This window comes from Nostoc sp. LEGE 12454 (genome assembly GCF_056620565.1).
Genome location: NZ_JBWQXL010000009.1, coordinates 1 through 23,971 on the forward strand (window position 1 = coordinate 1; position 23,971 = coordinate 23,971).

The following is a 23,971-nucleotide window of genomic DNA, read 5'->3' on the forward strand; positions in this document are numbered from 1 at the left end:
AATGTATTCACCTACATCACAAAGATGGGAATCATGCCAACTGGAAGAAAGAGAATCTAATGGCAATTCACGAAAGCTGCCATGATTACCTGCACATGAGCAAAACCGCAAAGTAGGAACATCGGAAACTGGGTGCGGGGAAACTTGCACGCCCAGATTTAATTGAGAGGTGCGCGGGATAATACCCGCCATCGACTCTACCAGTATCGCCAAATGATTTCATCTGTAACTCGACTGCGTTGACATAACCTCGATCGTTCAAAACTTCCCCTGGTAACTTATTAGCCTTGATAGCAGCCTTAACCACATCTTTTGCAGTCAAGTATCCGGTTTGGTATCTGAATAACAAAGTGCCCCCACTGGGAATACCCTGCTCTCTTAAATAACCTTGATAAGCGAGAAAGGCAATATTAAAGGGTTGCAGATATTTGGCATTTGTAGGATTTTTACGTAAAGTATTAGAGTTGGCATCTGTATTTATTTGTCCACCGCCATTGTTAGTATTAACTGTTTGAGCGCCAGCAATTCCAGGTATAAAAGCAATGGAAGTAATAATAAGTGCAGAATTGAGCAAAGTTGTGAATTTCATGATTTTATCCTTAGTAGAGATTAATTAGTGTTCTCAATTAAAAAGTTTTCTTTTTTAGGGATTTCAAGCTCTGATGATTAGGTCATCATATTTGTTGATTTATTACTCACGTATTTAAGTAAAATAATTCCCTAACAAGTTTAAAAAGCTATCTTCTAAGAGAAGTATTAATATTTAAAGCTGTAGTATTTTGAAAACAAAACTGTAATTAATAAAAGGATCTAAGCTACAACTCAAAAGCACAAAAGTAACTTATAGCAATCCTAAATGAGTCGTGAAAAATATAGATAAGGAAACGAACCGCCAAGAACGCCAAGGGCGCAAAGGGAAGAAAAAAGAAAGAGATATATAATTTTCACAAATGATTTAGGACTGCTATAGCTCATTTAAAATCACCAAAACCCATCATGTAATAGGCAATAGAAGCAGTATCAAAAGATTTGAGATAATTGACATTTGTGGAATAGCTAGAAGAAGTTTCAGAGTTGACGGCTGTGTTTATTGATGGGCTATTGTGATTCTTGGCTTGATGAAAGCAAGTAATTTTAGGCATAGAGTTAATCCAAGCAATAATATGTGCAGAATTTAGCGAGTTTGTGAATTTCATAGAGTTATCCTCAATTGAAACAAAGTGTAATTGCAATCAGTCTTCTCTAGTAATAAAGTCCACTGTCTGATTAATCTCAACCTTTTATAATTGGTTCATGTCATGGGTTATTTTGTTAATTACCCAAACGAATTATTCAAATTCATCCAATTTGGAGAAGTTGAACATTAAAAGAAGTTTTAGTGATAACTGAAAAGAGCCAAAGATATGCTAAATAAAATCCTTAGCTGAGAAGTATGTCTAGAATATGCGTTAGCTTAGTTCGCACTTCTCTACGAGACGCTGCGCGTAGTTTGCTTTCACGTTCGCGGAGCTTGCCGTAGGCAAACCGAGATATAACTTTGTTTTTGCTAATAAACTTTCCATACCAATATGTTAGAAAATCGTGATGCTGTAAGCAAATGTTTTTAATTTTCAATTTGATAAATAAAAGTGATTGCAATTAATTTCTAGAGGAAAATCCTGTAAATCATTGCCTATTCGTGACTTCTGAACTACTTTGTCAGCGTCACAGCAGAAATTCACTACAAATAAGCTGATAGTGTAAAAATGTTATATGTATCGTTTATTTACAAAGTCATTTATGCCGAAAGCAATTTGGAATGGAGCTACTTTAGCCGAGAGTGATAATACCGTAGTTGTAGAGGGCAACCATTATTTCCCTGTTGACGCCATTAACAAGCAGTATTTTACTGAAAGTAACACCCACACTACTTGTCCTTGGAAAGGTGTTGCCAGTTACTACAGTATCGAAGTTGATGGGCAAACCAATAAAGATGCTGCTTGGTATTATCCCACCGCTAAGGAGAAGGCTAAGAATATTGAAGGTTATGTTGCCTTCTGGAAGGGTGTAAAAGTTGAGGCTTAATAAAGGTTCCTGGAATTATTTTAGTTTCAGGTAATTGATATTATGTCCGACTAATTGCCCATAAAATACTTAGTCCGTACAAACGGGCTAAGTATCTAAACTATTTTATTTACGAATTTATTTGAATATGTGATTATAGCTTTGCCTTGCGAAATGCTGCTTGCTTTCTCTTCACCAGCCAAGCCAGACTACCAGCAAGTATAGTACCAGCGATCGCACTTGGTTCGGGTACTGGTTTCGATATAATAGCACCAGGGTTCAATATCAAAGTACCAGAGTTGATAGTTATGTTGCCTGCTGATCCTGAATTAATATTACCAGCAGCGATCGCGCTTGGTTCAGGTACTGGTCGTCTCAATAAAAGAAGATCGCCGACATTGAGACTGATGTTACCTCCTAAACCATCGCTGATTTGTCCAGAATTGCCGCTAGTGCTATTAGGAATCCTTACCTGACTACCACCTGTGATGACAAGGCTCTCGGCTGTAACAGTTATGTTGCCTCCTGCTTCTGAATTAATAATGTTACCACCGTTAATATACAGGCTACCAGTAGAGATAGTTAAATTGCCGCTAGGACTAGTTAAATTGCCGCCAATGGTGATCCTATTGAGAGCCGTTACATTACTATCATCGATTCCTGTTAGTCCACCATTGATCTCCAAATTCTGGCTGTTGATAGTGCTATTGATAAGTGTTAAGTTACCATCTATATTCACATTGTCGCCGCTGATGGTGCTATTGGTAAACGTTAGATTACTAGAATTGTAAGCGTTGATATTACCAGCGATCGCCAGCCCAGAAAATGTAACATTCGCAGCGTTAATGTCTAACACGGGTAAGTTATTATTGCTACTGATAGTAAGTAAGTTAGCACCTGGGCCATTAATAGTGAGATTTTTGGCGACGAGCGCAAGTGCCCCACTTGTCAGTGTAATTGTACTAGGATTACTGCCCAATAAGAACTCTACCACATCATTGTTACTTGCAATGTCGATCGTATTGCGCAACGAGCCAACGCCATTGTCATTGAGATTGTTCACCGTCAAGGTAGCAGCTTGTGCTGATTCCACTTGCATTATCACCCAACCTAGAGCAACGACTGTAGAAATAGCTTGAGCTATAGCCTTTTTTTTATTATTTTTTATCACCTAAAACTCCTTGGATTAATTTTTCAAAATAAAAAAAATCTCGGAAATGCTATATCTGATTGGAATCTTAGCATTTTCTATCTTTGGATTTTAGGGAGCGAGTCTATTCTTTTTGATGTTACTGCTTACTTGAAAATGGCTCTAAGCTTTGGTTAGAATTTTTATTGATAAGTTTTGCTTAAGCTGTAGTAATAATCGCATAAGTGTTTGCACAAATAGATAAGCTTTGGTAACGAAACAGGTTGTATTGGTAACGACACAACTTGTTTTGTTACCAACAGATAAGCATTTGTAACAAAACAAGTTGTGTTAGTAACGATCGCATAAGTTATCGTTACTAACGGATAAGCATTCGTAACGAAACAAGTTGTGTTGGTAACGAAAAGACAAGCTTGGTAAAGATAACAACTTTATTTATAACGACAACTTCTGTGTTTTTGTCCTCTGCTTTAGTCTAAAGTGTAGTTGCGATCGCAGTAGCAACAGCTGTCAGTGTTACAGTTACCATAAATTCACTACAAATTGAGTTTATGTAAAAATTATTTCAATTGACACAAATAGTATGACGCAAAAGCTAGGCGATTATGACTTATATAACTCAGTCTTTTAACCCACATGCGCGGGTTTTGTATTTCAACTCCGCTCAACACAAGTCTGTGTAGCCGTGACTTTCAGTCGCCAAGGCACCAAAAGGTCAAACAAATAGTGCATTAGCCTTTGGCATAACGCACTTAAGAAAATATCTAAAACCTAATTATGAATTAACAATTTTTAATTAGAAGCTGCCTGTTCTGCAACCGAATGAATTATTTCCTCCAGCGTTTGCAATAACTCTTGCTCGTTATAAGGTTTAGAAAAGTAAGCCCGCGCCCCCAATTGCATAGCTAGTTGCCGATGTTTATTGCTGCTACGAGAAGTCAGCATTGCCACTGGAATATTTTTTGTATCCACGTCTGAATTTACCTTACCTAAAAAGCCATAACCATCAAGGCGAGGCATTTCAATATCGCAAATTACTGCCTCCACTTTTAATCCACTGTGGAGTTTTTCTAAGGCATCTTGACCATCTTTAGCTTGCTCTACTTGATACCCTCCTTTTTCAAGAGTCAGAGCTAAAAAGCGGCGTACATTAATCGAATCATCTACGATTAAAATTGTGCCTTTCTGCTTAATAGATGCTGCTGATATTTTCTCTTCATCAAATATCAGGAATGGTGTTTTTAACCTTGCTGATGGTAATTGAGTGCCTCTGGGAGTACGTTGATTTGTAGCAATCCAATACAGCAACTCATTGACATTAACTAATGGCACTACTCGACCATCACCGAGAATTGTACAGTTGCTGAAGCCTTCAGGTAAAGGTATATTTCCTTCAACTTGGCGAATCGCAACTTCTTGTTCGCCCCAGCAACGATCTATTTGGATGGCGACTGGCTGATTATTACCTTTGACTACTAACACACTGTTAGTACTAATAGCTGCCGGAATTTCCAACTCTGCGCTATCGTAGCGTAGGCAATTAAACTCTAAATAACGAGTTAAGCGAATCAGTGGCAGCATGGTTCCTTGCCAATTTAAAACTTCGCTACCAGCCATTTCAAAAACTCGCTCGTCTTGGAGTAAAGATATTTCTGAAATGACATCTGTGGGAAATGCTAATAGAATTTTGTTGATTTCTACCAGCAAAACTCGCGCAACGGAAAGTGTAAACGGTACTGATAAGGTGAAGGTAGTACCAACTCCTGGTTCCGTATCAACTTTCACATCTCCTCGAATTAGTTTCAGGTTGTTGCGAACCACATCCATACCAACACCGCGGCCAGATAATGCTGTGACTTGCTCGGAGGTGGTAAAACCTGGTTCAAAAATTAGTGATAGTAGTTCTTCATCACTAGCATTAGCGAGTAAAGAAGCATCCAATCCCATAGTTAGGGCGCGGGTGCGAATTTTCTCCAGAGAAATGCCCCAACCATCATCACGGATAGTAATGATAGTGCGATTACTGCGGTGAGTAGCTGTAATTTCAATTAATCCTTGTTCTGGTTTTCCTAAAAGGCGACGCGTGGCAGAGTCTTCGATTCCATGATCGAAAGCGTTCCTTAATAAGTGCATTAAAGGTTCGTTTAAAGCTTCTAAAATGCTGCGTTCAATTAAAGTGTTGCCACCTTCAATTTTTAACTGAACATTTTTGCCATACTCGACATTTAAATCGCGTAAAGCTCTCGGAAAACGTTCGATTAAATCAGACAGCGGTCGCATTCGGATGTGATTTAGCTTGGTTTGTAACTGTTTTGATGTTTTGTTGAGTTTACGAGCAATATGGTCTGTATCATCTACACTGAGTTGCACATCTGTTGTGACTTCTTGTACCTGAACAATGGTTTCCATAACTTCCTGCGATCGCAGGTTTAATTCGTTATAGCGATCCATTTCTAAGGCATCAAATTCTGTGTTTATACCTTGTACTTGGTGGCCATTTTCAGCTTGTAGATGCGCCCCATTAAACATGGTAGCTTGAGTGGAAATTTTATCGGAGACTATGCGTAATTCCTGGTTTTCGCGGTCGAGAACTTGGACTCGCTGGTTGAGGTTCCGAACGAGTTTGCGTAATTTTTCTAATTGTGAGTTTAAGCCATTTCGCTGAACAATCAGTTCGCCAAATAAATCATTAATTTGCTCTAGCTGTTTGCTAGGAACTCGGACGCTATTTTCATGAATTTCTCGTTCTTTAGCAACGGCAACTGGCTCTCCTTTACCTTCGCTAATTTTGCCATCTGGAGGATTTTCTTCTTTAGCAAATATTGTATTGTGCTCGGTGACATTGACAGCATTTACATCCTCAGCAAATTCTGCATCTACAAATGTAAAATTTGCTGCGATTGCTTCATCTTTCACCCAAGTTTCTGGAGTTATCTCTGCTTGCCAAACCGCTGTTGACGCTACTTCTGTGTCTACGACATCTGTAGGGAGAAGCTGTGGTATTACTTGTGCTGGTAATAGCGGCTGGGATTGCAAACTACTCAAGTCAATAGCTGTAGGTAAGCTATCTAGCTGATTTGTCAGCACCAAAGCTTGCGATCGCCGCCATGCTTGCAATGCTAACTGGGCAATTTCGGGGATGCGATCGCTACTAACAGTTTCCAAATGCTGCGTTACCGACGCACAAAGCTTGCTAAAAGCTTGCAACTGGAGCATTTCTCCCAAACCACCTAATTCAGCTGCCAGGATTGCAATTTCTTCATGCAATCCGGCTTGTTCGCTATCTGCCAATATAGATTCTAGACGCTGCAAACACTCTTCTACTTCTGTAGCAAATAGCAAAGGGATAACGTCTTGCCCGTCCTCTGGGGATAGCATAGTTGAGGCATCTTCTGGGGTGGGGTCGCCCAAGCGATCGTGCAACTCATCGAAGATGGGATAACAAAAAGTTGCTAACCACTGATCTTCGACAACATTCCCTTCTGCAAGCAATTCTACAATTTGACGCAGCCAGTCAACTCCAGATAGCAATAAACTTTGCAACTGAGTATCAATTTCTAAAGAATTTTTTTTAGTTTTTAAAACTTTAAAGGAATCTTCCAGACGGTGAGATAAATCACTTAGCGATTTAAATCCCATCATTCCCGCACCACCTTTAATAGAATGAGTGGCCCGGAGTGCAGCATTAATTTTATCCAAATCGATGCGGTTACTAGTATCGATTTCTAGCAATACCCCTTCTAAGGTATTTAAGTAATCTGTTGCTTCTTCCAGAAACTGCATCTGGATTTCTAATTCTTTGTCTTGTAGCATGGTTTTTGTCCTTAGTCATTGGTCATTGGTCATTGGTCATTAGTCATTAGTCATTGGTCATTGGTCATTAGTAAAAGGACAAAGGACAAATGACAACAGACAAATAACAAAAGTCATTCGTCATTCATCACTAGCAAATTGCAAAGGACAAAGGACAAATGACAAATGACCAACTTAACTAACTTTGAAAGCCTCGACAGTCTCTTGCAACTGCTGGGAAATATCCACAGTTTGTTGCAGAGATTCAGAAACTTGGCGAGAAGAATCGCTGCTACGTTGTGATATAGCAGCGATATCTTTCATCAATTGGCTAACACTTTGGGATGTTTCAACCTGAGATGCAGTCGCGGTAGAAATCGACTGCACTAAGGAGTCAATTTGAGAAGATACATCTAAAATTTCACTCAGACTTTGTTTAGCTTCCTCCACAATTCGAGTACCTTCTACGACTTGGGTAGTGCCTATTTCCATTGCTTGCACCACTTCACTGGTTTCTCGTTGGATATTTTCAACAATTTGTTCAATTTCTTGGGTTGCTGCGGCACTCCTAACTGCTAATTCGCCGACTTCTTCAGCAACAACAGCAAAACCTTGACCTTCTTCACCCGCACGTGCTGCTTCGATGCCGGCGTTAATGGCAAGCAAGTTGGTTTGAATCGCGATTTGGTTAATCAAGGAAACCACGCGAGAAATTTGTTGCGAAGACTCTCCCAAACGTTTCACTTTCTTGGCAGTTTCACCCACTGTTTCCCGCAAAGAGAGGATATTTTGTACTGTCAAATCCATCGCGTGTCCGCTATTGGTAGCAGTGTGAGCAGCATGGTTAGCAATGAAGGCAGCTTTTTCGGCACTTTCGGCTACGGCTTTCATGGATTGGGTCATTTGGTCAACAGCATCAAGGGTGCGGTTGATTTCGGAAGCTTGGGTTAGCGCTTCTTCTGCTAGGTGGCGGATGGCTCCTTCGTTTGAGCCAATGGCACTATTTACATGGATGGCAGCTTGTTTAACTTGGGTAACAATATCCCGGAGGCTTTCCACAATGGAGTTGAAGAAGTCGGCAACAGTACCAATTTCCCCAGCAGTTACGTCTGCACGCACTGTCAAATCGCCTCTGGCTGCACCTTCTACGTCGTTGAGTAGTTGTAAAAGTTGTTGTTGCAGTGTTTCGTCTGATCCACTTATAGTTACATTTCTGACTTTTTCTATCTCTTCTAATAACTTGGCTTGTTCTAAGGCATAGCCGACTTGAGTTGCTATCTGTTGAAACAAGTCAATTTCCGGCTGTTGCCAAACACGAGGAGTTTCGCAATGATGAGCAATTAATAAGCCTAAAAGTTTTTCTTGGGCAAGAATCGGTACGATTAAATGACCTTTGACAGCAAATTTTTCCAACAGTTGGATGTAACTGTCGGCATTTTTCAGGCTTTGGTCTTGATGAATATTGGCAACCGCTTGCACCCCTCGATCGCGATCGCTTTCTAGATAATGTTCTCGAAAATAAGGGTCGTCAATTTGCACTCCCAACATTTCCGGCCAATTACCAGTTCCCGATTCCGCAGCTACAACGCCTGTCAAAGTACCTGGATTCAGACTATAAATAATTACCCGGTCTGTTTTGAGGATTCGCTGAACTTCTTTGACTGTGGCGTGATAGATATCTTCAGTTTTGAGCATTTTCCGAATCCGTAGGGTAATATCTGCTAGTAATTTTGTCCCTTCAACGTCTAGTTCCTGTTGCTGTTCTTTAACTAAGACCTGCAATTGTTCAGCCATTAGGTTGATATTTGCACTCAATACCCCTAATTCGTCTTCTCTTTCAATTTCCAGACGGGTATTAAATTTACCTTGACCTAACTTTGCTAATGCCGCAGTTGCATTGAGAATTGGTAGTGTAGTCAGTTTAGCTAACCGAGATGCGATCGCACCTACAATCAATGCTGTCAGTGCTGTACCGATGGCTATAATCCACAACAATTGTCTTTGCGGCTCAAATACAGTTGCTGTATCTGTAGCTAAAAGTACCTGCCAGTTTAAATCAGGTAAGCCATCTATCGTACTAGCTGGTACATAGCTAACTAGTTCTTGTTTTTTGTGAGTTTTCGGAACTTCTATAAAACTATTTACCTTTCTAGCTGCTAGCAGTTTAGGTAAATTAGAATACTCTCCCTTGGCCTCTTTCCCCAATAATTCCTTTTGGGGACTCAAGAAAACTGTTCCTGAACCATCAAGCAAATGGTATTGTTGTCCGTTAGCTGCGTAGTTTTTGGTAACTTCCTCTAAAGATTTTACGGGCATACGTGCTTGTACCACGCCAATAGTTTGACCCGTTCTTGTCTCTTTCACAGGTGCGGCTAGATAAATACTCACAACACCTGTATTTGCTGCTTCCGGTTTGCTGATGACAGGAGTATCTTTTTGTAAAGCGTCTTGAAAAAAGGTACGGTCTTTTTGATTTTCCAGGGGTTCGCCTGTAGACTGGACAATCAAGTTACCTTGGCGATCGAAAACAGCAATACTGTCATAAGCTTTGTAGGCTTCGACAACCCGATCTAAAACTGCTTGTTTTTCTTGAGTACTAATACTAGCTTGAGAATTTGTCAAAAATAGCAAGTTTGATATTACTTGAATATCACCGTAGCGTCCCAGCATGAAGCGGTTAACTTTATCGCTCAAGCCAGTGGCTTCGGCTTGTTGAGATTGGGTAATTTGCTTAGTAATGGATTTGTTGGCAAAACCAAAAGCGATCGCACCGATGCCCAAAACTGGTATTGTACCGATTGCGATCGCTAAAATAGTCGCTTTCTTAACCAATCCCAGCCTTGTAAAATAGGCAATACCCTGATTCAAAGAAGAATTATTCACACTTTTATTAGTCAGCTTATTTGGTAGCTTTACTACAGTTCCAATAGCTTTTTGAGATGAAATCAGTGATGCTCTATTTTGAGCACTATTACCTTGATTCGTGTTGGTTTTATTAAACATAAAAGTAGTTCTCCTAAATATGTGAATAAGAACACTAAAAACAGCTTTTTAGTAGTAAACCCTAATCACTGCGGAGAATAGAAGATTGCACAATCGCCTGTGCATCTAATACTAGTAATATTTCTTCCTGTTGCACAACGCACCCACATAAATAAGGAACTAAACTGGATGTCACTTGTCCTATAGGAGAATGAATATCATCAACTATGAACTTGGTTGTACCTTTTATTTCTTGTACAACTAATCCCAACACCAATGATTCCACTTGAATAACGATCACATTGTATTGTCGCAGTCGATAATCTAGGGATTCTAAATTGAGCATTCTTGGTAAATCAACTACCCAAATTATCCGACTCCGCCAATTCATTAATCCTAATATGCAGGATGGCATATTCGGTATTGACGTAATAGATTCAACAGGCACAAGAATTGCTTCTTGCGTATGCCTCATTGATAAAACAGCAGTAGTTTGTTGATTTAGCTGAAACTTCAGATAACCATCTACTAAATTATTCGGGATTGGTTTTGAAGAAAGAGTAATGTTTGTACTAGTCATTGATTCAAATTACCACTGATTTAATAGTACGTAGGAGATGTTCGCGGGTGTAAGGTTTAGTTATATAGGCATCTGCACCTTGTCTCATTGCCCACAAACGGTCAATTTCTTGATTTTTGGAACTACAAACCACAATCGGCACTTTTGCAGTGATCGGATTTCTTCTTAAAGAACGACACAATTCAAATCCACTCATTTCTGGCATTACTACATCAGTAACGATCGCATCTGGTTTTTCCAACACAGCTTTTTCTAAACCCTCTTTTGCACCACTTGCTTTAATTACGTTGTAACCACTCTCTTTCAGATAATGGCTCATTAATTCCAATTCGCTGGGAGAATCTTCTACAATCAAAATTGTGCCAAGCAAAGTCAGGCTCACTATCAAATCTCCTAAAAAAATAAATTAAACATATTTTGTTATTTTTATTTGCCTTATTTCAATCAACCAAGATGCTTAAAAACCATTTTTAGCAATTCTGATTGTGTAAAAGGCTTGGTCAAATATCCAGACGATCTGACCATTTTAGCCTTTGCCCTGTCGATAAATCCTGTTCTACCAGTCACCATCACGATCGGTGTATTTTTAAAAGCTGAATGTTTACGTAATAATGAACATAGCTCATAGCCATCTAAACTTGGCATTTCAACATCTAGCAAAATCAGATCGGGCTTACTACGTAGAATTTGCATTAAAGCTTTTACCGGATCGTTGATCGTTACAACTGAAAATGTGTTTTCATCCAAAAAGTGTTTGATAGAATTCAAAACTGTTTGGCTGTCATCAATGCAGGCAATTGTATATAGTTTTTTGCTGACAGGTGGCTGAGTATTTTTATGATTCTCAGGAATATCAAAATTGATTGGTATTGGCAATTTTTGCCCAAGCTTTATTTGCATCTGTGGCTGATCTTGAGACGATTGTGTTGTAGAAAAAACTTGGGAATTCGCACCAGCCGGTATTGATGACTGAATATTTTGCCGATTTCGTAATTGCTTTTGACAGTGTTCAACAAGCAACCGTAAATCCAGGTGACAGAACTTTGGTAGTTCATCCAAAGAGCTTTCTGGACTGAATTCATAGCTACCTTCTTTTAAACACAGAAATGATTCCATTACTTCTTTTGCTAATTCGTCTATCAGGCTTCCTGCTTGCACAGAGGTAATATAGTCCTGATTTACTAACCAACAAATAGCTTGGTAATCCGCATTTGATATTGATTGATGTTCATTTTTCGTCTCAAACATCAGCCGCATCTGTACGCGAGTGGCGCTGTTGAGAGCAGGAATTTGCTGACTCAAGCGCCGTAAGTGACTGTCAAGGCGCTCAAATAGTTTATCTGAATAGGAGGCATAAGTAAGTTTACCGTCCTCTAGATAGATTGACCAAGAAACTATCCCGGTAAATACGCTTAGGCAACCCGTAGCACGCCGACTTGTTAATTGTGCCAACAGAGATAGCGGATGTAGTTTCTGGAACAACCTGTAGCTACCTATAGGAGTTGTGCTCATTTTGCTTTTACTTCAGCTAAAATTCGACAGGTGTAAGCTAAATTCGTGTAAAGTTATTCCACAATTAAAATCAAGTAAAAAAATTAAACTTTTGTATTTTAAAGTACATCTGTTTACATCTAGGTTTGTGGTGAAACTCAACGAGAGTAGCGTTATTTTCAGATGAGAAAATCTTAGTAAATTCGTAAATTGCGATTAATCTACTTAGTGTTACTGAGATTTATCAACATCTTTCGAGAAATAAGACATAAAAATGTCAAGACTAGATGAAGCCACTTTCCATTGAGTAAGCCCAATCTGACCACAGAAATAATACTGATTTTATTGATGGTAATATCTTTGAACTTCTGTATTTACACTTAATTAAAATTTATTTTTTAAACAAGTAAGGACTGAATGAAGCCACTTTGCATCGAGTAACTTCAAATTGACCACAGTAACAATACTTATTTATTGAAAGCAATAATGTATTTTTTGTTATTTGTATTTAAGAACTTAGATGAAACACTCTGCAAAACTTATTTTTTGCAGAGTGTTTTACTGCCGAGAGTAGGTACTGAAAGTTCTCGGAATGGTACATTATGTCTCGAACACATCCTACCTACGAAAATTGTAGGTTATTAAATCCATTAGGACTTATCCACTTTTACACATTTACTATTATTTGGAGAACAGACTTATTAAGTTAAAAGTCTTTCCCTATCTTGTTCACAGGCACATTCTACCACAAACAAATTTTCAAATATCCTTATTAAACGAACCGCCAAGTACGCCAAGAGCACCAAGAATAGGGAGTTATTCATTTAGTGCAGCTTCACATTAAATTGGTATAAGCAATATTTAAATAGGCTGGTAACTATTCTTGAACTTTTAACTCAAGTATAACTACCAACCTAGATAAGGCAATTTAATTTATCAAAAGTGCGGATGAAAGGACTTGAACCTTCACTCCTTTCGGAACTAGAACCTAAATCTAGCGCGTCTGCCAATTTCGCCACATCCGCATCAGTTTATTATCATACCATAAGAAATTATTTTTGGGAATAGGGAATGGGGACTGGGGAAGCAGGAAAAGAATAACAATACCCAATGCCCCATGCCCCATACCCAATTACATGACTGCAACACGAGGCAGACGATGCTTGAATCCACAGAGAATTTCCCAAGAAATAGTGTTTAATTGTTTTGCCCAGTCGTCCGCTGAAATTTGTTCTTTTCCCTGTTCTCCTAATAAGGTGACTACTTCTCCTTCTTGGATATTGGGTATGGCACTCACATCCAGCATTAACTGATCCATTGTAATTGTCCCAATTTGCGACACGCGCTGACCGCGAATTAATACCTGCATTTTGTTGGAAAGACTGCGAGGAACGCCGTCAGCATAGCCAATTCCCACAACAGCGAGGCGAAGTTCGCGTGGGGCAATAAATTTATGCCCGTAGCTAACAGCGGTTCCTGCGGCAATTGTTTTAACTTGAGTAACTCTTGCCTTAAGTTGTAAAACAGGCTTGAGATCGATCGCATTTTGTAAATGGGTTGCTGGATAAAGTCCGTAAACAGCTAAACCTACACGCACCATATCGTAGTGCAATGCTGAATTTGTGAGTGCGGCGGCTGAGTTTGCCAAGTGCAGGCAAGGTACTTCAATTCCCATTGCTTTGATTTGAGCGATCGCATCCTCAAATCGTTTATGCTGTTCTTCCATTGCCGTGGTATCAGGATCGTCTGCTGTCGCTAAATGAGAATAAATACTGGCAATGTCAAGACGCGGTAATCGCTGCACTAATTGCACAAATTCGCCAGCTTGCCGCCAATCAGTCCCCAACCTAGACATTCCCGTGTCTAATTTAATGTGTACGGGCACTGGAGAATCATGATTCATCGATTCTAAGGTATCAGAAAATACTAAAGCTTGTTTAGGGCTACAGAGTGTAGGCTGAAGTTTCCATTGGGCGATCGCATGAATCTGCTCTAGCGTATGAGTTGCCCCTAAAATCAAAATGGGCGCTTGAATCCCAGCTTCTCGCAATTGAATAGCTTCTGGAACTGTAGCCACTCCCAGGCAACTAGCTCCCGATTGGATGGCAATTTGGGCGACTGTTACTGCTCCGTGTCCATAAGCATCAGCTTTTACTACTGCCATTAATTGGGTACGCGGCGATAAAAACTGCACCAGTTGCTTTACATTGTACGACAACGCCTCTAAATCAATTTCTACCCAAGCTCGTTGCGAAAACCACGCGTAGGTATCGCACTGCTGATTAGGAACTACACCAGGGATTTGTTTGCGACTTAACATTTGTACTGACTCCTATCCCGCCACGGCTAAACTTGCAAATTATCTATCTATACACGCTCCTAAAAGCGAGATCAGATTAAATAGGAAGTTTAACCTTCAGATTGGAATTGATACAAGATGTTACAGCGCTAAAGTAAAAGTTAAGAGTTATGAATTATGAGTTATGAGTTAGAAGTAAATCTTACGGCTTAACTTTTCACTCCGTTCTTCTCTACAAGACGCTGCGCGATTGTGTCAACCTACGTAATTATTGTTATAAAGTTACAAATATTACCTCTAAATTCCTAACTCCTCACTCCTCACCCCTAACTCAATTTTCGAATTCTTCCGAAAGTATAATTTTTTCTCATCTCCCTAGCAGGGTGTATTTGTGTTAATATATTGTAAAACTCATACCCTGAGCGCAAATAATGGGGAAGGTTTTAGTCTTAAACGCCTCTTACGAACCTCTCAATATAACGAGTTGGCGTCGTGCTGTAGTTCTTTTAATCAAGGGCAAAGCAGAACGCGTGGAACACAACGGTAAATTTCTGTACACGGATTTCCCGTTGCCGACCGTGATCCGGTTGCGTCATTATGTACGCGTTCCTTATAAAGAAATCCCTCTAACTCGCCGAAATATATTGCACCGTGATGGTCATGCCTGTCAATACTGTGGTTACACAGGGGATGAATTGACACTAGACCATGTAATCCCGCGATCGCGCGGCGGAGGCGATACTTGGGAGAATATTGTTACCGCTTGTGTCCGTTGCAATGTCAAAAAAGGCAGTCGGACTCCCCACGAAGCTCACATGCCTTTGCGTCATCCCCCGCGCCAACCTTATAGCAGTCTCTATTTCGAGGTCAGCAAACATCTTAAGAGTGGACTGCATACAGAGTGGCAAAAGTATGTTATAGGTCTTTGAGCCAAAAATTCAGAGGAGCAAAGGAGAAAGCAGAAATACCCTCTTTCTTTGGGAAATAGCCAATAACTTTAGTGATGGAGTGTTAAAAATTGGTGGCTATATGGCTTGCAACGAAGGCGATTGCGTCAACTATCAAGCTTTTAAATTTGTTGTATGTATATAAAGTTTCCCTTTTGCTCTTTACTCCCCCTGTCTTTTGCCCTTTTTCATTGGACTTGACTCTAAATTTTCAGAATTTTCAAAGGGGATACAAAACAGACGTTGTTCATCAAAAATAATTGTTAATTGCTCAATAGTCACAATAATGAGAATATTAAGCATAAGAATATTTCAAAATCAAGGACTAATTCTAAAGTATAAGATAGGAAGTATACCCTAAGTTAGATAAAAATCTCCCTGATTGAATTTACGAAAGAGAACAAAACTCCTAAAACATATTTATGCTGCCAGATACAGGCCGATATCCTAAACTTCCTTACTGTATGCCCTTTAGGGGAAGTTAGTTGATTGTTGAGCGCTGTTACTGACAAGAAATATACTTAGATGTATAGTGCAATGTCTGGAGATTTTTGCGAAGATCGTAATTAATGTGGCTAAATTCAGGGAATTGCTGCTCGTAGTATTTCTGAATTAAAGGAGCCTCACACTTTAAAAAAGTTCCCTATGTACTTTAATTCTCCCGTTACTCAGTTTGAGAGTTTGTCATTGACCACAGAGCCAAACCCAGAGGAACCTGAAATCGAGAAAGCGCCAGTGGAAGTTGCATTTAAGAGTCCATCATTACCGCCATCGGTAGGTGATGGGGCTATATATCTCAGTAACCGTGGTAACTCTCTGGCACAACAAAAGTCAGAAGAACTGCAAAGAACCCTTTTGGCACACCGACACGATCGCCAACTCGTAATTTTACAAGATTTTCCTGACCCTGATGCCCTTTCCTGTGCCTGGGCTTATCAGTTAATTGCCCAGCAATATGATATCAAATGTGAAATCATTTATGCTGGCGCATTGAGCCATCAAGAAAATATTGCCTTGGTAAGGCTGACTAATTTACCTATCCAACGCTGGACAACGCAAACCTTGAAAACAAAAGATTTGTCATCTTATCAAGGTTTTGTATTAATTGACAACCAGGGAACCACTTCGCAACTCCTGTCAGCGGTGCAGCAGGCTGGAATTCCCCTAGTGGTACTCATCGACCATCACAGTATCCAAGGCGATCTGCACTCAGAGTTTGAGGATATCCGTCCTTATGTAAGAGCGACGGCAACCATTTTTACTCAATACCTCCAAACAGGATTATTAGCATTAGATAGCAGCATAAATCAACACGTCAAATGCGCTACTGCCTTGATGCATGGCTTGCGATCGGATACAAATCGGCTTATGCAAGCGCAAGAAGAAGATTTTATGGCAGCGGCGTATTTAAGCCGATTTTATGACGCCCAACTGCTGAATGCCATTTTACAAGCCAACCGTTCCAAGCGGGTAATGGATGTGATCGAGCGATCGCTAAAAAATCGCATCGTCCAAAATAACTTTTCCATTGCTGGTGTTGGTTATTTACGCTACGAAGACCGTGATGCCATCCCCCAAGCGGCTGATTTTCTCGTCACCGAAGAAAACGTCCATACCGCTGTAGTTTACGGCATTGTTCACGATGAAGACGAAGAACTGGAAATAGTCATCGGCTCCTTGAGAACCAGCAAACTCACGCTTGACCCCGATGAATTTATCAAAGAAGCCTTTGGACAAGATAGTGCAGGGCGCTTTTTCGGCGGTGGAAGAACAAGCGCAGGCGGCTTTGAAATTCCGATGGGCTTCTTATCTGGCAGCAACGAAAATTCCGCTTATGCGAAAATGAAATGGGAAGTATTCGACGCTCAAATTAAGCAAAAACTGCTGAGGTTAGTTAATCCTAGAGACAATCCCATTCAGTCGGAGTAGAGAGATATCAAGGAGACGCAAAGAACTCCTAACTAATGCAGCAGTCAAAGTGTTTGTTCAGATAGCATCCCTTCCCGATTTTTGATAAAAGTCGGGAATTTGGGTTTTATGAAGAATGCTGAACTAAATCAAAGTTAACTTGCGCCTACCTATTTATTTGTGAAGAAGGAGCGCCATGAAGTCTATAAAACTCCAAATCTTACAAACTCTGTATGAGCAAGATTTTTATGCTTGGGTAGAGCAGACACAACTTTCATCACAGGATCTAGCTGCTTTTCGTGCCTGGTTTGCGGAATTCGATGCAGCATCCTGGGATAAACAGATTGAAGAAGATGTGGCTGCTGGTCGGTTAGATGTATTGGCAGAGAAAGCACTCAAACATCTCCGAAAAGGGCGTTGTACCGATCTGTGAAACATCGAGCAACCCCAGATTTTTGGTATTACTATCGCCAGTTACCAATTGATATTCAAGAGCTTGCCGATCGATGTTACGAGTTTCTTCGGGAAGATCCCAAATATCCATCATTGCATTTCAAAAAAGTCGGTCAGTTTTGGTCAGTGCCTATTGGTATATATTATCGGGCGCTTGCTGTAAAAGAAGATGATAATTTTGTATGGTTTTGGATTGGATCGCATCCAGAGTATGACAGATTGCTAAGTGGTGGATAGTGTTCTAACATTTCATGAGAGCAGCCTAACGATCGCTCATAATACAAAGTATGGAACTATACTTAATTCGTCATGGCATCGCCGAAGACAAGGGATTAGGCATCAAGGATGAGGAGCGCAGCCTCACCAAAGAAGGAAGGCAAAAAACTGAGAAAGTTGCCCAGAAACTTGTTAAATTAGGTTTAAACTTTGATTTAATTCTCACCAGTCCCTTAGTACGGGCCCGCCAAACGGCTGAAATCCTAATAGCAGAAAAACTAAGCTCCCAGTTAGAGGAATCTAGCCACCTCGCCCACGATGGTCAAATTTCTAGTTGGCTAAAAGACTGGTTAGAACCAAGAAATTATTCTCAAAATACCCAACTGGCGCTGGTTGGACACGAACCTGATTTAACCAATTGGGCAGAAATTCTCCTGTGGGGAGAAGTCAAAGAAAGTTTAGTCTTGAAAAAAGCAGGTATGATTGGGATAAAACTACCAGAAACAGGTTCTCCTCTGGGTCGTAGTCAGATGTTTTGGTTGACACCACCCAAGTACCTGCTGTAACAGTTTTTCAACATTTTCGATTGTTGTTAGAACGGCTACTGTTATGGCGACAATAAATTTCTGGTAAGTTAGCTCGATCAGATATTTCAAAAAGCAAATGGTGTTGCCATGATGGTGTGCGAATACAAGCCTGGTCTAGAAGGCATTCCCGCCGCTCAATCAAGTATCAGCTATGTTGATGGGCAAAAGGGAATACTAGAATATCGTGGCATTAGGATTGAGGAATTAGCAGAAAAAAGTACATTCCTAGAAACTGCTTATCTCTTAATCTGGGGTAAACTGCCAAGCAAAGAAGAACTGGAAACATTTGAGCATGAAGTTCGTTACCACCGACGGATAAAATACCGCATTCGGGACATGATGAAATGCTTTCCAGAAAGCGGCCACCCAATGGATGCCTTGCAAGCCTCTGCTGCGGCTTTAGGTTTGTTTTATTCGCTCCGGGATTTACATAATCCTGCCTATATTCGAGATTCAGTAGTGCGGCTAATAGCAACTATTCCGACGATGGTGGCGGCGTTCCAACTGATGCGAAAAGGCAACGATCCCGTGCGTCCCCGTGATGATTTAGACTATTCCGCTAACTTTTTATACATGCTCAATGAGCAAGAACCCGATCCTCTGATGGCGCGGATTTTTGATATCTGCTTGATACTTCAAGTCGAGCATACAATGAATGCTTCTACCTTCAGTGCTAGGGTGACAGCTTCCACCTTGACCGATCCTTACGCTGTGGTTGCTAGTGCTGTGGGAACTTTGGGCGGGCCTCTACATGGTGGAGCCAATGAAGAAGTAATTCAGATGTTGGAAAAAATTGGCTCTGTGGAAAATGTCCGTCCCTACATAGAGCATTGTCTGCAAACTAAATCTAAGATTATGGGCTTTGGACATCGTGTGTATAAAGTAAAAGACCCACGAGCCATAATTTTACAAGGACTAGCAGAACAGCTCTTTGAAAAGTTTGGGCATGATAAATTCTATGATATTGCCCTAGAAATGGAACAAGTGGTAGGAGAAAAACTCGGTAGCAAAGGAATTTATCCAAATATTGACTTTTACTCAGGTTTGGTGTATAGAAAGATGGGAATTCCCACAGACTTGTTTACGCCAATATTTGCGATCGCTCGCGTTGCCGGTTGGCTAGCCCATTGGAAAGAACAACTAGCAGAAAATCGGATTTTCCGTCCTACCCAGGTTTACAACGGTCTGCACGAAGTTACTTATACCCCCATTGAGCAACGGTAAATGGGCATAGGGTATGAGGCATAGGGCATTGGGTAAAAGAGGCAGAGGTGCGGAGGGGCAGAGGGGCAGAGGGGCAGAGAGGAAAGACTTACTACAACTTCTCCTCTGCTCCCCTGCTCCCGTGCCCCCTTGCTCCCCTGCTCCCCCATCCCTCAATAGCCAATCTCAATGCCAACCATAAGTAGAATTCTCATCTCGCTTCAGGGTGGTCAAACCATCCAACGATATACTAGGCATGGGAATTGGCAACAAATCTTCAATCGGGCGTCATCACAGCAAAAATTAAAAATGGGTGAATTTACAGGTATTAATTTAACTAATAGTTGTAATTCACCATGACTCGATGTCTTAAAGAGCGGAAACATGAATTCAGGAATTGACCTCCAAGGAACTTTTATTGAATCCCTCCGGGATTTAGGTATACCAGCAGGAACAGCCAAAGCAATTTGGATGCCGCTGCCAATGATACTGATGCTGATTGGGGCAACAGTGGGGGTATTAGTTGCTACTTGGTTAGAACGGAAAATTTCTGCCTCCGCACAGCAGCGAATTGGGCCAGAATACCAGGGGCCTTTTGGGTTGCTGGTGCCTGTAGCGGATGGTCTGAAGCTGGTATTTAAAGAAGATATAGTACCAGCCAAGTCTGACCCCTGGCTGTTTACCCTCGGCCCCATTATTGTTGTAATTCCGGTGTTTCTGTCGTTCCTGATTGTGCCCTTTGGACAGAATATCGTAATTAGCAATGTGGGCATGGGCGTATTCTTGTGGATTGCCTTGTCAAGCATTCAACCCATTGGCTTGCTGATGGCTGGCTATGCATCTAATAACAAATACTCCCTCTTAGGGGGCTTGCGGGCAGCAGCGCAATCTATTAGTTATGAAATTCCTTTGGCGTTAGCGGTATTAGCGATCGCTATGATGTCTAATAGCCTCGACACTGTTGATATTGTCAATCAACAATCTGGCTACGGCATTCTGGGCTGGAACATTTGGCGACAACCAATTGGTTTTCTGATCTTTTGGATAGCTGCCCTCGCTGAATGCGAACGATTACCCTTTGACTTACCCGAAGCGGAAGAAGAAATCGTCGCAGGCTATCAAACTGAATACTCAGGTATGAAATTTGGTCTGTTCTACCTGGGTTCATACGTTAACTTAATCCTTTCTTCCTTACTAGTAGCAATTCTCTACCTGGGCGGTTGGGACTTTCCTATTCCCCTCAACCTCATCGCTGGTTGGCTGGGAGTCAGTGAATTAAATCCCGTGTTCCAGATAGTAACTGCGGCTTTGGGCATCACCATGACCGTGTTCAAAGCCTATTTACTAGTGTTTGTCGCCATCCTGTTGCGCTGGACAGTGCCACGGGTACGGATTGACCAACTGTTAGATTTAGGATGGAAGTTTTTGTTGCCAGTTGGTTTGGTTAATCTCCTATTAACCGCTGCCCTGAAACTAGCCTTTCCCTTCGCCTTCGGCGGGTAATGAGAGAGTTAAGAGTTAGGAGTTATAAGTTATGAGTTATGAGTTATGAGTTTTTAATTAACTCCTCATTCCTCACTCTTAACTCCTCACTCCTCACTCCTAACTTTTATCCCCTTAAAAGAGAGACAAAAAATGCTAAAGTTCCTAAAACAAGTTGGTGATTACGCCAAAGAAACGGTACAAGCTGCGCGTTACATTGGTCAGGGACTTTCTGTCACCTTTGACCACATGCGGCGGCGTCCGATTACTGTACAGTACCCTTACGAGAAACTGATCCCTGGCGAACGGTTTCGCGGTAGAATTCACTTTGAATTTGATAAGTGCATTGCTTGCGAAGTTTGCGTTCGCGTTTGTCCGATTAACCTGCCTGTAGTAGATTGGGAATTCGACAAAGCCAGCAAAAAGAAAAAACTCAACCACTACAGCATTGACTTTGGAGTTTGTATCTTTTGCGGTAATTGTGTGGAATTTTGCCCCACTAACTGTCTATCGATGACAGAAGAGTATGAGCTTTCCACTTACGATCGCCATGAATTGAATTATGACAGCGTGGCGCTAGGTCGTCTGCCGTATAAAGTAACAGATGACCCAATGGTGACACCACTGCGCGAACTAGTTTACCTACCCAAAGGCGTCCTCGAACCTCACGGACTACCCGCAGATGCGCCACGTGCAGGTGCGCGTCCAGAAGACTTGGTAGAACAAACGGAAAAATAAATGTCATTTGTCCATTGTCATTTGTCCTTTGTCCTTTGTTATTTGACTAATACTTCGACTACGCGGTAGTTGAGCGCAGTCGAAACTCAGTACAAGTGACTAATGACTAATGACCAATGACTAATGACCAATGACTAATGACCAATGATTAAGGACAAAAAACAGTGAATCTAGCAGAAGGAGTACAGTTAGTATCACTTGGCATACTGGGCGTAATGATGATTGGGGCAGCCATTGGTGTAGTGCTGTTCTCCAACATCGTCTATTCTGCCTTTTTGCTGGGGGGTGTGTTTATCAGCATAGCGGGAATGTACCTGTTGCTAAATGCTGATTTTGTTGCAGCAGCACAAATACTAATTTACGTTGGGGCGGTTAACGTGCTGATTTTGTTTGCCATTATGTTGGTGAACAAGCGGCAGAATTTTGTAGCATTTCCTAACTCTTGGGTGCGAAAAGCACTTACGGGTGTAGTAAGTATAGGATTGTTTGGTCTTTTAAGTACGATGGTGCTGGCTACTCCTTGGGCTTACTCAGCTGCTCCGGTGGCGGGTGGCGAAAGTTCTATAGTTTTAATTGGAGAACATTTCTTCACTGACTTTTTACTGCCTTTTGAACTAGCTTCCATTTTGCTACTGATAGCAATGGTAGGAGCAATTATTTTGGCACGCCGCGAGTATTTGCCAGACCTGTTGACACCATCCAAGCTAGGGCAAACTGTTTTGACTTTGCAAGAACGCCCCAGAGAACTAGTATCAACAACCAGCGAAACAAAAGAGTAATATTTGCAACCTGAGTCGCAGATAAACAGCCAGTTTTTTCAGGAGGGATACTCAGATTCATGCAACTCCAGTACTTTTTATTACTAGCAGCAGCTTTATTCTGCATTGGCATCTACGGTTTAATTACTAGCCGCAACGCTGTGCGGGTGCTGATGTCAATTGAATTATTGCTCAATGCTGTTAACCTGAATTTAATGGCATTTTCCAACTTCCTCGACTCAACATTAATTAAGGGTCAGGTTTTCACAGTATTTGTGATTACCGTGGCCGCAGCCGAGGCGGCGGTGGGTTTAGCGATCGTGCTGGCCATTTATCGCAACCGCGATACCGTCGATATGGAGCAGTTTAATCTCCTGAAGTGGTAATTGTGCGTGCAACTCAAGCAGGTAATCATTGCTTATAAAGCGCGGGATGCCCGGAGCAAACAATGGGCAGAAATCTGTGCGAAACAACTAGAAAGTCGCGAGTGCCAGGTGTTGATGGGGCCTAGCGGGCCGAAAGACAACCCTTATCCAGTCTTTTTGGCTTCGGCGGCTCAACCAATCGATCTCGCCTTGGTACTTGGTGGCGATGGTACTGTTTTAACTGGTGCCAGACATTTAGCCCCAGCTGGTATCCCAATTCTGGGAGTGAATGTGGGAGGTCATCTGGGGTTTTTAACTGAGTCAGTAGAAGAGTTTCAGGATACAGAGAAAGTTTGGGATCGGCTGTTTGAGGATCGCTATGCTATCCAACGACGGATGATGTTGCAAGCTGCGGTGTATGAGGGTCATGGATCTAATTTAGAACCAGTGAGCGAACGTTACCTGGCTTTGAATGAATTCTGTGTCAAACCCGCCTCCGCTGACCGAATGATCACCTCAATTCTGGAAATGGAAATCGATGGTGAGGTAGTCGATCAATACGTCGGGGATGGGTTGATTATTTCCACTCCTACAGGTTCGACAGGTTACACCGTTTCTGCGAATGGACCAATTATGCATGACGGTATGGAGGCGCTTACCATCACTCCTATTTGTGCAATGAGCCTTTCTAGTCGTCCCCTCGTTTTACCCCCTGGTTCTGTGGTGAGTATTTGGCCTTTGGGGGATTACGATTTGAGTACCAAGCTGTGGACAGATGGAGTTTTGGGAACTTCAATTTGGCCGGGACACCGCGTTGATGTGCGGATGGCAGAGTGTCGGGCTAAATTTATTATTTTGCGCGAGAACAATTCCTACTATCAGACGCTGCGGGAGAAGTTGCTGTGGGCAGGTACAAGGGTTCACTACAGCAATAATCACCGTAATTAATTAAGTATTTTAGAGTGCATTTACCGCAG

The 23,971-nt window shown here is 41.3% G+C and carries 21 protein-coding genes and 1 tRNA gene; 12 read left to right on the forward strand and 10 right to left on the reverse strand.

Features of this window, described 5'->3' with window-relative positions:
• Positions 1–85: 85 nt before the first annotated feature.
• Complete coding sequence (locus tag AC1F2U_RS12090; RefSeq protein WP_480261332.1) at positions 86–589, reverse strand: hypothetical protein; 504 nt, start codon at positions 587–589, stop codon at positions 86–88.
• A gap of 382 nt (positions 590–971) precedes the next feature.
• Positions 972–1,196 (reverse strand): hypothetical protein, encoded by a 225-nt coding sequence (locus AC1F2U_RS12095; protein ID WP_480261333.1) that lies wholly within the window; start codon positions 1,194–1,196, stop codon positions 972–974.
• Between the two features lie 583 nt (positions 1,197–1,779).
• On the opposite strand from AC1F2U_RS12095, the gene AC1F2U_RS12100 reads away from it, so the two are divergent.
• Entirely contained in the window at positions 1,780–2,064 is a 285-nt protein-coding gene (locus AC1F2U_RS12100; protein WP_335191620.1) for a DUF427 domain-containing protein, read from the forward strand.
• A 133-nt stretch (positions 2,065–2,197) separates the two neighbouring features.
• On the opposite strand, the gene AC1F2U_RS12105 is transcribed toward AC1F2U_RS12100, so the two are convergent.
• The 8 genes from AC1F2U_RS12105 to alr all read right to left on the reverse strand — a co-directional run bounded on the left by AC1F2U_RS12105 (position 2,198) and on the right by alr (position 14,358).
• On the reverse strand, positions 2,198–3,214 hold the full coding sequence (locus AC1F2U_RS12105) for a PEP-CTERM sorting domain-containing protein (protein WP_480261334.1): 1,017 nt from the start codon (positions 3,212–3,214) through the stop codon (positions 2,198–2,200).
• A 771-nt stretch (positions 3,215–3,985) separates the two neighbouring features.
• Positions 3,986–7,006, reverse strand: coding sequence for a hybrid sensor histidine kinase/response regulator (locus AC1F2U_RS12110; RefSeq protein WP_480261335.1), 3,021 nt, complete (start codon positions 7,004–7,006; stop codon positions 3,986–3,988).
• Positions 7,007–7,180: 174 nt separating this feature from the next.
• On the reverse strand, positions 7,181–9,988 hold the full coding sequence (locus tag AC1F2U_RS12115; RefSeq protein WP_480261336.1) for a methyl-accepting chemotaxis protein: 2,808 nt from the start codon (positions 9,986–9,988) through the stop codon (positions 7,181–7,183).
• 61 nt (positions 9,989–10,049) lie between these two features.
• A complete protein-coding gene (locus tag AC1F2U_RS12120; RefSeq protein WP_480261337.1) occupies positions 10,050–10,547 on the reverse strand; it encodes a chemotaxis protein CheW in 498 nt (165 codons plus the stop codon).
• A gap of 4 nt (positions 10,548–10,551) precedes the next feature.
• Complete coding sequence (locus AC1F2U_RS12125) at positions 10,552–10,929, reverse strand: response regulator transcription factor (RefSeq protein ID WP_069071198.1); 378 nt, start codon at positions 10,927–10,929, stop codon at positions 10,552–10,554.
• A gap of 62 nt (positions 10,930–10,991) precedes the next feature.
• The gene (locus AC1F2U_RS12130; protein ID WP_480261338.1) at positions 10,992–12,059 is read right to left on the reverse strand and encodes a response regulator; all 1,068 of its coding nucleotides are present in this window, start codon (positions 12,057–12,059) and stop codon (positions 10,992–10,994) included.
• Between the two features lie 922 nt (positions 12,060–12,981).
• Positions 12,982–13,063, reverse strand: a tRNA-Leu gene (locus tag AC1F2U_RS12135).
• Between the two features lie 107 nt (positions 13,064–13,170).
• A complete protein-coding gene (gene alr, locus AC1F2U_RS12140; RefSeq protein WP_480261339.1) occupies positions 13,171–14,358 on the reverse strand; it encodes an alanine racemase in 1,188 nt (395 codons plus the stop codon).
• A gap of 410 nt (positions 14,359–14,768) precedes the next feature.
• Between alr and AC1F2U_RS12145 the strand changes: the two genes are divergently transcribed.
• The 11 genes from AC1F2U_RS12145 to AC1F2U_RS12195 all read left to right on the forward strand — a co-directional run bounded on the left by AC1F2U_RS12145 (position 14,769) and on the right by AC1F2U_RS12195 (position 23,942).
• Positions 14,769–15,266: an HNH endonuclease gene (locus AC1F2U_RS12145; RefSeq protein WP_094349059.1), complete on the forward strand. Its 498-nt coding sequence runs from the start codon at positions 14,769–14,771 to the stop codon at positions 15,264–15,266.
• 663 nt (positions 15,267–15,929) lie between these two features.
• Positions 15,930–17,213 carry a DHH family phosphoesterase gene (locus tag AC1F2U_RS12150; protein ID WP_480261340.1) on the forward strand — a complete coding sequence of 428 codons (1,284 nt, stop codon included), beginning with the start codon at positions 15,930–15,932 and terminating at the stop codon, positions 17,211–17,213.
• Between the two features lie 175 nt (positions 17,214–17,388).
• Positions 17,389–17,625, forward strand: coding sequence for a hypothetical protein (locus AC1F2U_RS12155; RefSeq protein ID WP_480261341.1), 237 nt, complete (start codon positions 17,389–17,391; stop codon positions 17,623–17,625).
• Positions 17,622–17,882 carry a ParE family toxin-like protein gene (locus AC1F2U_RS12160; RefSeq protein WP_480261342.1) on the forward strand — a complete coding sequence of 87 codons (261 nt, stop codon included), beginning with the start codon at positions 17,622–17,624 and terminating at the stop codon, positions 17,880–17,882. The genes AC1F2U_RS12155 and AC1F2U_RS12160 overlap by 4 nt, the downstream gene beginning before the upstream one ends.
• Positions 17,883–17,932: 50 nt before the next feature.
• Positions 17,933–18,427 carry a phosphohistidine phosphatase SixA gene (gene sixA, locus AC1F2U_RS12165; RefSeq protein WP_480261343.1) on the forward strand — a complete coding sequence of 165 codons (495 nt, stop codon included), beginning with the start codon at positions 17,933–17,935 and terminating at the stop codon, positions 18,425–18,427.
• Positions 18,428–18,535: 108 nt separating this feature from the next.
• Positions 18,536–19,672, forward strand: coding sequence for a citrate synthase (locus AC1F2U_RS12170; protein WP_480261344.1), 1,137 nt, complete (start codon positions 18,536–18,538; stop codon positions 19,670–19,672).
• A gap of 363 nt (positions 19,673–20,035) precedes the next feature.
• On the forward strand, positions 20,036–21,154 hold the full coding sequence (gene nuoH / locus AC1F2U_RS12175; protein ID WP_194045704.1) for an NADH-quinone oxidoreductase subunit NuoH: 1,119 nt from the start codon (positions 20,036–20,038) through the stop codon (positions 21,152–21,154).
• A gap of 132 nt (positions 21,155–21,286) precedes the next feature.
• Positions 21,287–21,871: an NAD(P)H-quinone oxidoreductase subunit I gene (gene ndhI / locus AC1F2U_RS12180; protein WP_190890175.1), complete on the forward strand. Its 585-nt coding sequence runs from the start codon at positions 21,287–21,289 to the stop codon at positions 21,869–21,871.
• A gap of 164 nt (positions 21,872–22,035) precedes the next feature.
• A complete protein-coding gene (locus AC1F2U_RS12185) occupies positions 22,036–22,650 on the forward strand; it encodes an NADH-quinone oxidoreductase subunit J (RefSeq protein ID WP_480261345.1) in 615 nt (204 codons plus the stop codon).
• A gap of 59 nt (positions 22,651–22,709) precedes the next feature.
• Complete coding sequence (gene nuoK / locus AC1F2U_RS12190) at positions 22,710–23,015, forward strand: NADH-quinone oxidoreductase subunit NuoK (RefSeq protein WP_006199065.1); 306 nt, start codon at positions 22,710–22,712, stop codon at positions 23,013–23,015.
• A gap of 6 nt (positions 23,016–23,021) precedes the next feature.
• Positions 23,022–23,942 carry an NAD(+) kinase gene (locus tag AC1F2U_RS12195; RefSeq protein ID WP_114083479.1) on the forward strand — a complete coding sequence of 307 codons (921 nt, stop codon included), beginning with the start codon at positions 23,022–23,024 and terminating at the stop codon, positions 23,940–23,942.
• Positions 23,943–23,971: the final 29 nt, after the last annotated feature.

What these genes read in the sequence shown, in the direction of transcription:
- AC1F2U_RS12090 (WP_480261332.1), bottom strand. Translation starts at nt 589, where the DNA reads ATGAAATTCACAACTTTGCTCAATTCTGCACTTATTATTACTTCCATT.
- AC1F2U_RS12095 (WP_480261333.1), bottom strand. Translation starts at nt 1,196, where the DNA reads ATGAAATTCACAAACTCGCTAAATTCTGCACATATTATTGCTTGGATT.
- AC1F2U_RS12100 (WP_335191620.1), top strand. Translation starts at nt 1,780, where the DNA reads ATGCCGAAAGCAATTTGGAATGGAGCTACTTTAGCCGAGAGTGATAAT.
- AC1F2U_RS12110 (WP_480261335.1), bottom strand. Translation starts at nt 7,006, where the DNA reads ATGCTACAAGACAAAGAATTAGAAATCCAGATGCAGTTTCTGGAAGAA.
- AC1F2U_RS12115 (WP_480261336.1), bottom strand. Translation starts at nt 9,988, where the DNA reads ATGTTTAATAAAACCAACACGAATCAAGGTAATAGTGCTCAAAATAGA.
- AC1F2U_RS12120 (WP_480261337.1), bottom strand. Translation starts at nt 10,547, where the DNA reads ATGACTAGTACAAACATTACTCTTTCTTCAAAACCAATCCCGAATAAT.
- AC1F2U_RS12130 (WP_480261338.1), bottom strand. Translation starts at nt 12,059, where the DNA reads ATGAGCACAACTCCTATAGGTAGCTACAGGTTGTTCCAGAAACTACAT.
- alr (WP_480261339.1), bottom strand. Translation starts at nt 14,358, where the DNA reads ATGTTAAGTCGCAAACAAATCCCTGGTGTAGTTCCTAATCAGCAGTGC.
- AC1F2U_RS12145 (WP_094349059.1), top strand. Translation starts at nt 14,769, where the DNA reads ATGGGGAAGGTTTTAGTCTTAAACGCCTCTTACGAACCTCTCAATATA.
- AC1F2U_RS12150 (WP_480261340.1), top strand. Translation starts at nt 15,930, where the DNA reads ATGTACTTTAATTCTCCCGTTACTCAGTTTGAGAGTTTGTCATTGACC.
- AC1F2U_RS12155 (WP_480261341.1), top strand. Translation starts at nt 17,389, where the DNA reads ATGAAGTCTATAAAACTCCAAATCTTACAAACTCTGTATGAGCAAGAT.
- sixA (WP_480261343.1), top strand. Translation starts at nt 17,933, where the DNA reads ATGGAACTATACTTAATTCGTCATGGCATCGCCGAAGACAAGGGATTA.
- AC1F2U_RS12170 (WP_480261344.1), top strand. Translation starts at nt 18,536, where the DNA reads ATGATGGTGTGCGAATACAAGCCTGGTCTAGAAGGCATTCCCGCCGCT.
- nuoH (WP_194045704.1), top strand. Translation starts at nt 20,036, where the DNA reads ATGAATTCAGGAATTGACCTCCAAGGAACTTTTATTGAATCCCTCCGG.
- ndhI (WP_190890175.1), top strand. Translation starts at nt 21,287, where the DNA reads ATGCTAAAGTTCCTAAAACAAGTTGGTGATTACGCCAAAGAAACGGTA.
- nuoK (WP_006199065.1), top strand. Translation starts at nt 22,710, where the DNA reads ATGCAACTCCAGTACTTTTTATTACTAGCAGCAGCTTTATTCTGCATT.